The 12,259-nt window shown below is 42.6% G+C and carries 11 protein-coding genes; 8 read left to right on the top strand and 3 right to left on the bottom strand.

Annotated elements, in window-relative coordinates; translation table 11 throughout:
• The first annotated feature begins 391 nt into the window (after window positions 1-391).
• From erpA to QL886_RS07430, 8 genes are all read left to right on the top strand, one after another.
• Window positions 392-772, top strand: coding sequence for an iron-sulfur cluster insertion protein ErpA (gene erpA, locus QL886_RS07465; protein ID WP_057757666.1), 381 nt, complete (start codon window positions 392-394; stop codon window positions 770-772).
• Between the two features lie 353 nt (window positions 773-1,125).
• A complete protein-coding gene (gshA, locus tag QL886_RS07460) occupies window positions 1,126-2,700 on the top strand; it encodes a glutamate--cysteine ligase (protein WP_290178210.1) in 1,575 nt (524 codons plus the stop codon).
• A gap of 105 nt (window positions 2,701-2,805) precedes the next feature.
• On the top strand, window positions 2,806-3,318 hold the full coding sequence (locus QL886_RS07455; protein ID WP_290178209.1) for a disulfide bond formation protein B: 513 nt from the start codon (window positions 2,806-2,808) through the stop codon (window positions 3,316-3,318).
• A 436-nt stretch (window positions 3,319-3,754) separates the two neighbouring features.
• Window positions 3,755-4,399 carry a copper resistance protein NlpE N-terminal domain-containing protein gene (locus QL886_RS07450; protein WP_290178208.1) on the top strand — a complete coding sequence of 215 codons (645 nt, stop codon included), beginning with the start codon at window positions 3,755-3,757 and terminating at the stop codon, window positions 4,397-4,399.
• Between the two features lie 291 nt (window positions 4,400-4,690).
• The gene (gene mpl / locus QL886_RS07445; RefSeq protein ID WP_290178206.1) at window positions 4,691-6,172 is read left to right on the top strand and encodes a UDP-N-acetylmuramate:L-alanyl-gamma-D-glutamyl-meso-diaminopimelate ligase; all 1,482 of its coding nucleotides are present in this window, start codon (window positions 4,691-4,693) and stop codon (window positions 6,170-6,172) included.
• Window positions 6,173-6,531: 359 nt separating this feature from the next.
• Complete coding sequence (locus QL886_RS07440; protein WP_057757652.1) at window positions 6,532-6,786, top strand: GlsB/YeaQ/YmgE family stress response membrane protein; 255 nt, start codon at window positions 6,532-6,534, stop codon at window positions 6,784-6,786.
• 233 nt (window positions 6,787-7,019) lie between these two features.
• Window positions 7,020-7,574, top strand: a complete 555-nt coding sequence (def, locus tag QL886_RS07435) for a peptide deformylase (protein WP_057757649.1) — start codon at window positions 7,020-7,022, stop codon at window positions 7,572-7,574.
• Between the two features lie 147 nt (window positions 7,575-7,721).
• Entirely contained in the window at window positions 7,722-8,897 is a 1,176-nt protein-coding gene (locus tag QL886_RS07430) for a type III PLP-dependent enzyme (protein WP_290178314.1), read from the top strand.
• Between the two features lie 77 nt (window positions 8,898-8,974).
• On the opposite strand, the gene QL886_RS07425 is transcribed toward QL886_RS07430, so the two are convergent.
• From QL886_RS07425 to dnaJ, 3 genes are all read right to left on the bottom strand, one after another.
• Window positions 8,975-9,901, bottom strand: coding sequence for a hypothetical protein (locus QL886_RS07425; protein WP_290178205.1), 927 nt, complete (start codon window positions 9,899-9,901; stop codon window positions 8,975-8,977).
• 76 nt (window positions 9,902-9,977) lie between these two features.
• On the bottom strand, window positions 9,978-10,808 hold the full coding sequence (dapB, locus tag QL886_RS07420) for a 4-hydroxy-tetrahydrodipicolinate reductase (RefSeq protein WP_290178204.1): 831 nt from the start codon (window positions 10,806-10,808) through the stop codon (window positions 9,978-9,980).
• Window positions 10,809-10,980: 172 nt separating this feature from the next.
• A complete protein-coding gene (gene dnaJ, locus QL886_RS07415) occupies window positions 10,981-12,117 on the bottom strand; it encodes a molecular chaperone DnaJ (protein WP_057757637.1) in 1,137 nt (378 codons plus the stop codon).
• Window positions 12,118-12,259: the final 142 nt, after the last annotated feature.

Raw genomic sequence — 12,259 nt, 5'->3', positions numbered from 1 at the left:
TGTTTTATATAGTCACACGCTATTATTTTTTAGTCTGGTTATTGGTTTAGCCCATTGACGCAGTTATTTTAAAAAGCACAATATCAAAAATGGAACACTGCTATTCGTTAGTAAAATTCAGTAGTTGCATCACTCTTGACAAACGAATCAGCACCCCCATTATGTTATACTGCTAAAAGATAAGTGCCCACTATCAATAGAGCCAATAAAATATTGTGGTGGCATAAATACTATTTTGAAATTGTACAAACAGCTTATAATGCACCAATAGCTTTGCCATAATGACAGCACCCAATTAAATCAAACGCCGTGCGTATCTTTATTTGCAAGTATCCTATTGCAAACCCAAACAGGACGACGACCGCATTTGATCCTAGCAACTGAGGTAGATATGAACGAATCAGCCAACCAATTTAGCCCAAGCTCAAGCCAGCCAGTAGACCCAACCGTATTAAGCCTAACCGATAGTGCGGCGCAAAAAGTACGCCGTCTACGTGAAGAAGAAGGCGATAGCGATCTTATGTTACGTGTCTATGTGACAGGTGGCGGTTGTTCTGGTTTCTCTTACGGGTTTAACTTTGCCAACGATCTAAACGAAGACGATGCCAATTTTGATAATGGAGATGTGACGTTAGTCGTCGATTCGCTAAGCTATCAATACTTGCAAGGCTCTACCGTTGACTATACCGAAGGTCTGGAAGGGGCACGTTTTGTGGTGACCAATCCAAATGCCACCACCACGTGCGGCTGCGGTTCGTCATTCTCTATATAAGATAAATAGACGCGGTCGCGCTATGATTATCAAGATAATGTGATAGTGTGCCAATACTATGTCAAATGGCTTGTAGGCATAATGAACAAAGCATCTATCTCTCAGGTAGATGCTTTTTTTATCAAACTGTCTGGCTAGAATAACGCTATATTCGAGATGAATTTGTATCAAAAATAAGGTCAAAATCCTCACAAATCGCGTTGCCTAAAGCTTATCGTATTTGTAATTGTCCGTGGTTTTCAAGACAGCTTTGAGCTAAACTGACGGAATTATTGACCTAACATTTACCTATTTTATGGACAAACGCTTATCGTGTTTTGATCCGCCATAATAAATAACAATAGATGACTATTATGAGTAATTTTGCGAGTAGCTTTGTTAATTTCGAAATCCCTAATTGGTTTGATAGCCAACACTTAACGGGTATGCTCCGCGGTATTGAAAAAGAGGGCCTGCGCGTAAAGCCTGATGGTTTCTTGGCACAGACTCCGCATCCAGCCAAACTTGGGTCAAAACTTACCCACCCTTTTATTACTACCGATTACTCAGAAAGCTTGCTTGAGCTCATCACCGAACCAAAGTCCTCACCAAAAGAGACCCTCAATATGCTGCGCCAATTGCACGTATTAGTCTATCAGGGTATACCTGAAGGTGAGCTAATGTGGCCATTATCGATGCCATGCATGTTGTCTTCTAAAGACGAAGATATCCCACTAGCTGATTATGGTAGCTCTAATACGGGTAAGCTAAAAACTTTATATCGTAGTGGCCTTGGTATCCGCTATGGTCGCCGCATGCAGACGATTGCTGGTTTACATTACAACTTGTCTTTTGGTGATACGTTGTTTGAGACGTGGCAAGCCAAAACGCCGACCGCACAAAGCCAAACGCTGACAGAGTTCAAAAACGAAAAATACCTAGGGCTGATTCGCAACTTTAAACGTCTAACCAGCCTTGTTTTATATTTGCTAGGTGCCAGTCCTAGCGTTTGTCCTTGTTTCTTGGCAGGGCGTGAGCACGATTTAGAATTGCTTAATGGTTCAACCTATTACAAACCTGCTGCGACTAGCCTACGTATGGGTAAGCTTGGCTATACCAATAGCGTGCAAGAGCAGCTTGATATCCGTTATAACTATTTGCCAGAGTATGTCGATGGTCTGCGCCGTGCCATTCAAACACCGCACGAAAGCTTTGCTAAGCTTGGCTTAGAAGACGAAGATGGCAACCCGATTCAAATTAACAATCATATTTTACAGATAGAAAACGAGTACTACAGCCCTATTCGTCCTAAACAAATCGCAATGAGCGGTGAAACACCAACCGAAGCGCTTGAGCGTCGCGGTATCGCCTATGTCGAGTTCCGTGCTATCGATCTTGACCCATACAGTGACGTAGGTATTCGCCTCTCTAGCGCTTGCTTCTTGGAAGTGATGGCGCTGTATTGCCTGTTCAGTGATTCACCAGACCTGCTACCTGAAGAAGAAGACACGCTCGCTATCAATCTTGAGCGTGTGGTCAATGAAGGTCGCCGTGATGACTTGCATATTATCAATAATGGCCAAGAGCAGTCACTCGAAAGCTGGATGCTAACTCATCTAGAGCGTATGCAGCCGCTTGCTGCACTGCTTGATGCTCACTACGGTGGTAATGATTACCGTGCAGCTGTAGCACTAATGCAAGGCAAAGCAGGACACTCTGAGTCGACTATCTCTGCACAAGTAAATTCCGATAGCAAACGCTTAGGCAGCTTATGGCAGCTTGGATTCACGTTGGCTCAGCAGCATCGCGAGTCTTTATTACAGCAGACACTTAGTCCAAATACTCAAGCTAAATACGAGGTATTAGCAGAAAAATCTATCTTACAGCAAGCTGAAATTGAGCAGTCTGAAACAGAAGACTTTATGGAATTTTTACAGCAGTATCGCTAAGTTGCTAGTTATTAATTGCTAAGTACTGACTGTAAAATTTTGACTGCTTAATCTTGACTGCTACCCTACATCTATTATAGATAAACCCATAAGAGTAACCGCACAATGCGACAGCTAACCACTTACCGTAACCTGCAAGTATTTTTGGTGATAATGGCCATCATAGGCATGAGTTTTGCGCTGTTTTATTTACAGCGTCATTTAGGGCTTTCACCTTGCCCGCTCTGTATTTTTCAGCGTGTTGGTCTAATCGTCATGGGCGGATTTGCCCTGATATCAGCGTTATTTAATCCTAAGTCTAAAGTAATAAGACTACTGCTATGGCTTGGTAGTTTAGTAGGTATTGGCTGGGCAACTGCAGTAGCAGCGCGCCATGTATGGCTGCAACACCTGCCTGCTGACCAAGTACCTTCTTGTGGTCCAGGACTGAACTATTGGCTTGATACCCTCCCTATCTTACAAGTATTCGAAGAAGTTTTTGCAGGATCTGGCGAATGTGCCTCTGTTGATTGGACGCTTATGGGATTAAGTATCCCTGAGCAGTCGTTGATTCTATTTAGTATGCTGCTGATCGTACATGTCTTGATATTAATGCGTATCGTAAAATCTGCCAATTAGTATCTTATGACTTAATAAAACGTTAGGTTTCTTTCCTAGTTTTGCTTTTAAAACAGACATTGCTATCTTCGATACAATGTCTGTTTTTTTATCTACTATTAACCCGACCTTACAATCCATATTAGCGATACCTATAGGACTTTCTACTACCAACTCATGTCTTTTAGATATGAGGCCAACAACAAAAAGCCCACAGAGATATTTTCAAGCCTTTGATATCTTTAGTCAGCTTACCTTATAAACGGATAAGCATTAGATATTTGTCGCTTTCTACTCATAAGCTATCTGTATTTTGAATATAAGATAATGCTGTCAAGTTCTTAATTTATATTATTACTACGCGCCCATGCCTTATTATCCTTATCTTTGACAATGGCTTTACGTTGTCGATAGTATAGATGAGCTTGAAAAATACTTGTTAAAAACTGTTTTTGGTATGACCATGATATATTTTGCTCCCGTTCGCTCTACCACGCTTGCTATCGTAAAACGGTGGCGTCCTTCGTTACTTGTAGCGTCACTATGCGTGCTACTCGTAGGCTGTGATAGTGCCTCGTCCAATACCGATAAAGAAATGGTATCTACGTTCGCGTCGACTGGTTCTGAGTCGCAGGAGGCTTCACAATCATTGCAAGATGACAATGCTAGAAATGCTGAGCTAGCGAATGATGATGAGACAGGCGAGATGGTTGAAGGGCAATCATTAATTGCTGCTGCTCAGTCAAATAAAGATACCTATGCAGACAGCTCTATGGAACGATCAGAAGCAAAAAGCAGTATGCTGAAAGCAACATTGATGGGCGATTATGGCGGCATGGTCTCTTGTACAGATTGCGACAGTATCGATGTCACATTGAACTTATTCGCCGATGGTTCCGTACTAAAAGCAAGTTATTATCATAATCCTGAAAAACCAAAAACACCCCTACTCGAATCCGGTATTTACCGACAAGACAATGACAAAATCACTATTGTCTATGAAGGAAAAAATATTGAGACCTACCATATCCAAGACAACCACTTGATACGGATCGATGAGCACGATAATTTAGAGGATGACTATACGTTATCTCGCAAATGATAGGCGCATCAATAAGAATCACTTAAATAAAAGCGTCATCATGCTGACTGTTAGTTGGCGTATCGCTGCATACTAAAACAGCCAAACTGTATTAGCTACATAGCGCCTACTTGTTAGGCGTTTTTTATTGGTCATCGAACAGGGTTTACTTTACAATGATTGCTTGTTTGCCAAGCTGATATATTGGTCGTTGTTTATCAAAGTGGTTATTTTTACTGATGACAGCTAGGCACTTCACATTTTATTTTATCAGCTCTCTATTCTTTTCATTCAAGCGCGTACGGAACGTCTATGCATATTCATATCCTTGGTATTTGTGGTACTTTTATGGGCTCACTGGCATTGCTAGCACGTGCGCTTGGGCATACGGTTACGGGTTCAGATGCCAATGTCTATCCTCCTATGTCCACTCAGCTCGAAAATGCTGGCGTGACTATCGAAGAAGGCTATCTGGTAGAGCACTTGCAACCAACGCCAGACTTAGTGGTCGTTGGGAACGCGATGAAGCGCGGCATGGATGTGATTGAGTACATGCTAGATAATGGCTTGCGCTATACCTCAGGTCCGCAGTTCTTATCTGAGCAAGTATTGCAGTCACGCCACGTAATCGCCGTTGCAGGGACACATGGTAAGACCACAACCACGACTATGCTTGCGTGGATATTACAATATGCTGGTATCGATGCAGGGTTTTTGATTGGTGGTGTACCACTAGTTGATACAACTGACGAGCACTTACAGCAAGTGTTTGCACATAGTAGCTATTTGGGTGCTGATAAAAGCGCTTATGATAAATCTGGCTACTTTGTGATTGAGGCAGATGAGTACGATTCTGCGTTTTTTGATAAGCGCTCAAAGTTCGTTCACTATCGTCCGCGCACTGCTATTTTGAATAACCTTGAGTTTGATCATGCAGATATCTTTGCGGATCTCAATGCAATACAAACTCAGTTCCACCATATGGTGCGTATGATTCCAAGCACTGGCAAAATTATTATGCCAGCCGCGACCATTAGTTTAGAAGATACGCTAGCGAAAGGGGTTTGGACACCTATCTGGCGTACTGCCGTCATCGACTCTACTTTAGCTGACACCAGCGAAAACGCGCGTGCTCTAAAAGATAGTAGCGATTGGCAGGCTGAGCTAATTCAAGAAGATGGTAGTAAGTTCAAAGTCAGTTTTGCCGCTAATGAAGATGCCTCTGCTATCGTAAACTGGTCAATGAGCGGTATCCATAACGTCAATAACGCTTTAGTTGCTGTGGCTGCGGCCTATGATGTTGGCGTCAGTGTTGAGACTGCTTGTGCTGCTTTATCAGATTTCGCTGGTATTAAACGTCGGATGGAGTTGATTGGCGATGTCAATGATATCTTAGTTTTTGATGATTTTGCCCATCATCCAACAGCTATTACGACCACATTAGATGGTGCCAAAAAGAAGCTGGCTGATAGACGTATTTGGGCTATCATTGAGCCGCGTAGCAACACCATGAAAATGGGTATTCATCAAGACAGTTTGGCTCAATCAGCGGCACTTGCTGACTATACATTATGGTACGAGCCTACTGGTTTGGAATGGGGCTTAAAAGAGGTCATCGAACAAGCCAAAGCTACTAGCAACGCTATCGGCAACCAACAAGTACTATCAAGCATTGATGCTATCATTGAGCATATCAGCAGTCATGCAAAAGCAGGTGACGCGATTGTAGTTATGTCAAATGGCGGCTTTGAAGGAATTCATCAGCGTTTATTAACCGCATTGCATAATGGTTAATGCTTCTAGCTAAGATAAAGAATCAGCTCTTATAAAGAAATAACTCTTCTTATTTTCCTCTATATAAACGCAGCTCATCTAATAGATGGCTGCGTTTTTTACTTCTAATATTTATACGCCTTCATTTATATGAATTTGGCACTACAGGTACCACATTGATAAACGCTGTTAGCACCACTGCTACCTTTGTAACCTTTCGTTTACTTATTGCCCTTACTCGATAGCAAATCGGACTTTTTCCTCACATAGCCCCTACAGTAGTAACATTTTATGCTTACTTTTGCGTCCGAGGAGTGTTTACAATAGATTTATCAAAACTTGTAACACATTATAAATATTAATAATATTAGGAGAATAACATGAGCTTTATTTGGATGATTATTGTAGGTTTAGTCGCAGGTTTATTAGCACGTGCTATCAAACCAGGTAACGACCCTATGGGTTGGATTATGACTATCGTATTGGGTATCGTTGGTGCAATGCTAGGTGGTTTCCTAGCTGGTCTAATTGGTATTAACGCTGATGGTGGTTTCACTGGGCTTATATTCTCAGTAATTGGTGCAATTATTTTATTGTTCCTATATGAAATGATTGTAAACAAACGCCGTGCATAATTATTCATAAGCCATGCATAGTTTAGTCATAAATGATTACTAGCTAATTAAAATACTATATAAACAAAGCCTTGCGTTGAGCAGGGCTTTTTTATGCCATTTATCATCGAAATTTAGTCTTTCTATCTGCATATAGCATCATATGACTGCGAAAGTATTGATAAGCATTACTTTTGTCCCCATTTATCTTATAATATCAACCCTATTTTGTCCTTATCATTGAGGTGAGCGTTATGGCACTACTCCCTATCTTAAGTTACCCAGATCCTCGCTTGCGTACTATCGCCAAGCCTGTTAAGGAAGTGACTGCTGAAATCAAAACCTTAATCGCAGACATGATCGAGACGATGTATGATGCTCAAGGCATCGGGCTTGCAGCCAGTCAAGTGGATCATCATATTCAGCTTATCGTTATGGATTTGTCTGAAGACAAAAGCTCTCCTAGAGTTTTTATCAATCCAAAAGTCACGCCACTGGTAGAAGAAAAGCAACCGTATGAAGAAGGCTGCTTATCTGTACCTGATGTCTATGACAAAGTCGAACGTCCTAATAAAGTCCGTATTGAAGCGTTAGACGGTAACGGTGAGGTCATCGACGAGGTAGTTGAAGGACTGCTTGCTGTTTGTATCCAACATGAAATGGATCACCTAAATGGCGTAATCTTCGTTGACTACTTGTCTCGTCTTAAACAGACTCGTGCTCGTGATAAAGTCCGCAAAGTTCTTAAAATACGTGAAAAGCAAGAAGCACAATCAGCAGAAAAACAGACACAAGCCGTCAATTCTTAAAGCGCTACTCTTTATTCTTATCTTTTTTATTTCGTCTTCATCCTTCACATAGTTACGTCTACAGTGAGTGTTAATATTTAGCATTCACTGTTTGGCGATAACTTTTATAACCGATACAGTTTCCACAAAAGGTTTACTACTATGACAATGATCAAAATTGACCAATATTTTGAACCTGCCAGCTGGCAGAAATTTACCAAGGCTGCTGAAGGTCGCGAGACGCCTTTCTTAGTAGTTGACCTTAGTCGTATCGAAACCAAATACCATGAAATGGTAAGCCTGTTTCCTAATGCAAAACTGCATTATGCAATGAAAGCTAGCCCTGCTGTGGAAGTAATCGACCTATTGGCAAACCTTGGTTCAAACTTTGACTGTGCCTCTATTTATGAGCTTGATCGCGTGCTTGGTTGCGGCGTTGAGCCATCTCGTATCTCATATGGCAACACCATCAAAAAAGCTGAACATGTTAAATATGCTTTTGAGAAAGGTATCGATCTATATGCGACTGACTCAGAAGCGGATCTAAAAAACATTGCCAAACACGCTCCAGGTTCTAAAATATTTGTGCGTATCTTGGTTCAAGGCTCAGAGACAGCAGAATGGCCATTATCACGTAAGTTTGGTTGCCATCCTAATATGGCCATCGACCTACTGGTTCAAGCACGTGAGTTGGGCTTGGTTCCTTATGGTATCTCATTCCACGTCGGTAGCCAGCAAAAAGACGTCGCTGCATGGGATGATGCATTATCCAAAGTTAAATATATGTTTGACTGGATGAAGAACGAAGAAGGTATCAAGCTACAAATGATCAATTTGGGCGGCGGCTTCCCGACCAATTACATTAGCGAAGTCAACCCTATCAAAGTCTACGCGGAAGAGATTACCAGCTATCTGACTGACGACTATGATGATAATGAGATGCCGGAGATTATTTTAGAGCCGGGTCGTTCGTTGGTTGGTGGTTCAGGTGTATTGGTCAGTGACGTGGTACTGATATCTCGTAAGTCTGATACTGATTTGACTCGTTGGGTATATACCGACGTTGGTCTATTCCAAGGCTTAATCGAGACGCTAGGTGAAGCTATCAAGTATCCTGTCTATACGCCTAAGATGGAGACGTCTACTAGTGAAGGCACAGTAGTACTGGCAGGCCCAACCTGTGATTCAACTGATATTATGTATGAAGAAGCAGGCTATCAGCTACCAGAAGAGCTTGAGATTGGTGATAAAATCTACTGGCTCACCACTGGTGCTTATACCAACTCGTACTCATCGGTAGAGTTCAATGGTTTCCCACCGCTAGAAGTGGTTTATATTGACTAGTATTTGTAATGTTTCACAATAAAGCGCGGCACGGTTAATACCCGTATCGCGCTTTTTTGTGCGTAACGATTTAATAACTAGTCAATTCGCAAAGAAATAGGCACGCTATTATTGGTATTACGGCTACTGTTACTAGTACTACTGATTGAGTTTTGTGAAATCTGTCCAATCGTTACCCATTGTCCACGTGGCAAGATCATCGTACTGTTCAATCTTTGACCTCGAATAGCATTGCTAGCACGGTTAGTATTATTAGTAGAACTCATTTGATTATAAGATGAATTCGGCTGCACTAAGCTTTCTTCCACTTGGGAGAGTTGTACTTCCACCTGTCCATTAGGCAGCAGTCTTGGCGTGACGGCAATCCCTTGTGTCGTTGGCAGTAGTATTTGCTGCTGAATCACGATCTGTGGTTTGAAATTATTGTTAGCTGAACGATGATAAGTTGAATATTTATTAGCATTATAGGTTTGAGTCAGTGAGTAGAGAGTACCTGTGCTGATACTCGCCGCATTGCCAGATAGTGTTTGTACTTGATACAGATTATTACCCTGCTGCTGGCTGCTACGCTGACTAATAACCCCTGCACCTTGAATACCACGATTGGTAATAATGACTTGACCCTGCTGAATACTACCTTGCCCGCTACTACTATTGCCAACACGTACGGCAACCGTCAATGCCTGTGGCTGACGGTCAATCTGAGACAACAATTGCTGTACCGCCTGATAATTACGTGCGGTCGTCCGCAGTACCAATTTATCTTGATAGGTAGTCACCGTGCCACCGTCTGCGCTACTATTTAATTGTTGTCTTACTGCAGGTAACAGACTAGCCCCACCATAGGTATGAATGACATAGGTTTGAGAGGTGCTGGCTTGTACGGTAATTGGTAGAACCGCTAGACTCAGCGCACCGACAGACAAACATACACGGCTCGTAAGGTTGATGGTACAAATAGCACTAATCATTTTATGCCTAACATAACGTTTGATACTATTCATACCTGCTCCCTTGCTGCTATTAAGTCATCAGTCATCACGCTATAGTCAATCATTAACCATTAACTATAAATAGTCGTTAGTCACTTAATCCAAGTACATCTTGCATGTTGTACTGACCTACTTCCTGCTCAACGACCCACGTTGCGGCACGTACGGCACCAGCGGCAAATGTCATGCGCGCGCGTGCACGATGGGTAATCTCGACCACTTCGCCATCTGCGATAAACATTACAGTATGATCACCTACGATTTCGCCGCCGCGTACTGCATGGATACTGATTGTCCCAGATTCGCGCTCGCCAGTTTGTCCTTCGCGGCCATAGATAGCGACGTCTTTTAGGTTTTGTCCGCGAGCTTCTGCGACGGCTTCAGCCATCATATATGCCGTACCAGAAGGTGCATCGATTTTGTGTTTATGATGGGCTTCGATGATTTCTACATCAGCATCATTACCAAACGCTTTGGCAGCCATACCGAGTAGCTTCAATGATAAATTAACGCCTGTCGAATAGTTACCCGCATATACGATAGTTATTTTCTCACTTGCTTTTGCCAGTACTTGTTCTTGCTGTTCATTGAATCCTGTCGTCCCGATGACCATAGCGACGTTATGCTCAGCACAAACTTGCATGTTTTTTTCAGTGGCGTCAGGCAAGCTAAAATCAATCAGTACATCGATATCGTTAATCACAGCAGCTAAGTCATCAACGATTTGTACATTTAAATGACCGATAGCAGCAACTTCGCCTGCATCTGCTCCAACTAGGCTAGAGCCTTGACGCTCAATCGCTGCTTTTAATGCAGTCTGCGGATTGTTCTGTACTGCCTCGATAAGCATACGACCCATACGCCCGCCTGCACCGATTACCCCAACGTTGATAGATTTATTATTCGCTTGTTCGCTCATGTTTTTACCTTAGATATTTTATATTTAGTGAAATTATTTTTGACCATATTTATCGTAAGTTTAGCAAATATCGACACATGAATGGCTTTTTATACCATCAATAAAAAGCCCAAAGGTTTCATGTGAAACCTTTGGGCTTAGTTTAATACTAGCTACTTAGTCAGATTATTTCTTAATCGAATAAATCGCCGATTTTTTTGAAGAATGACTTTTTATGTGGCGACTGTTGATGTTTGCTGTCATCATCCAAAGTATCTTGGAATTGGCGTAGCAAGTCTTTTTGCTCACGAGTAAGATTTACTGGCGTTTCGATAACCACACGGCAAATCAAGTCACCTTTCATGGTAGTACGGACTGGCGTCACACCTTTGCCGCGTACACGCAGTAACTTACCGCTTTGCGTACCTTCTGCCACTTTGATTTTTACTTTGCCATCTAAGGTTGGGATTTCGACTTCTTTACCCAATGCTGCATCAGTGATGCTTACTGGCACATCCATATATAGGTCAGCGCCTTGACGGGTAAAGACATTGTGCTGTTTAACGCGTACTTCGACATATAGATCGCCATTTTGTACGCCAGCGCCGCCCGCTTCGCCTTCGCCTGCTAGACGAACGCGATCGCCATCATCGACGCCTGCAGGGATAGAGACTTCTAAGGTGCGTGATTTGTCTTTTACGCCGTTGCCATGACAGTCCGAACAAGGGTTTTTGATCTGTTTACCAGTACCACCGCAATGAGGACAAGCTTGCTGTACCGCAAAGAAACCTTGCTGCATACGTACTTGACCTTGGCCATGACAAGTCTGACAGGTAACAACATCAGAAGCATTTTTTGCCCCTTTACCATCACAGGTATCACAAGGCGCAGGAGCCGTGAAACTGATTTCTTTTTTGCAGCCACGTACGGCTTCTTCTAATGTCAGCTCAATCACATAGCGCAAGTCAGAGCCGCGACGCGAACGCCCACCACCGCCGCCACGTTGCTGACCGAAGATATCACCGAAGTTACCAAAGATATCGCCAAAGATATCTTGGAAGTTACCGCCACCTGCGCCGCCGAAGCCGCCGCCACCCATGCCGTTTTCAAAGGCTGCATGGCCCATACGATCGTAGGCTGAACGTTTCTCTTCGTCGCTCAATACTTCGTAAGCCATCGAAGCTTCTTTGAATTTGTCTTCCGAATCAGGATCATCAGAGTTGCGATCTGGATGGTATTTCATGGCAAGCTTACGGTAGGCTCGCTTAATTTCTTTGCTGTCAGCGGTCTTGCTGACACCTAATATTTCATAAAAATCGCGCTTACTCATGCTCTCTCCTATCGTCTTTACAGCCACACCGGTTCGTCAAATCATCAGCTCAATTGATAATTGTCTTAATCTTATTCGTGGTTCTTAGGTAGTGAATATGTATGACGTTTCACATGAAACACAATAATTCACCATGCTATAG

It is taken from the genome of Psychrobacter sp. APC 3281, from assembly GCF_030407815.1.
GTDB lineage: Bacteria > Pseudomonadota > Gammaproteobacteria > Pseudomonadales > Moraxellaceae > Psychrobacter.
This window is presented reverse-complemented; position numbering and strand designations above follow the sequence as displayed.

Excerpts from the sequence above, each read along its gene's own strand:
- gshA (WP_290178210.1), top strand. The coding sequence starts at position 1,126 with ATGAGTAATTTTGCGAGTAGCTTTGTTAATTTCGAAATCCCTAATTGG.
- QL886_RS07440 (WP_057757652.1), top strand. The coding sequence starts at position 6,532 with ATGAGCTTTATTTGGATGATTATTGTAGGTTTAGTCGCAGGTTTATTA.
- mpl (WP_290178206.1), top strand. The coding sequence starts at position 4,691 with ATGCATATTCATATCCTTGGTATTTGTGGTACTTTTATGGGCTCACTG.
- QL886_RS07455 (WP_290178209.1), top strand. The coding sequence starts at position 2,806 with ATGCGACAGCTAACCACTTACCGTAACCTGCAAGTATTTTTGGTGATA.
- QL886_RS07430 (WP_290178314.1), top strand. The coding sequence starts at position 7,722 with ATGATCAAAATTGACCAATATTTTGAACCTGCCAGCTGGCAGAAATTT.
- QL886_RS07425 (WP_290178205.1), bottom strand. The coding sequence starts at position 9,901 with ATGAATAGTATCAAACGTTATGTTAGGCATAAAATGATTAGTGCTATT.
- dapB (WP_290178204.1), bottom strand. The coding sequence starts at position 10,808 with ATGAGCGAACAAGCGAATAATAAATCTATCAACGTTGGGGTAATCGGT.
- dnaJ (WP_057757637.1), bottom strand. The coding sequence starts at position 12,117 with ATGAGTAAGCGCGATTTTTATGAAATATTAGGTGTCAGCAAGACCGCT.
- def (WP_057757649.1), top strand. The coding sequence starts at position 7,020 with ATGGCACTACTCCCTATCTTAAGTTACCCAGATCCTCGCTTGCGTACT.
- QL886_RS07450 (WP_290178208.1), top strand. The coding sequence starts at position 3,755 with ATGACCATGATATATTTTGCTCCCGTTCGCTCTACCACGCTTGCTATC.
- erpA (WP_057757666.1), top strand. The coding sequence starts at position 392 with ATGAACGAATCAGCCAACCAATTTAGCCCAAGCTCAAGCCAGCCAGTA.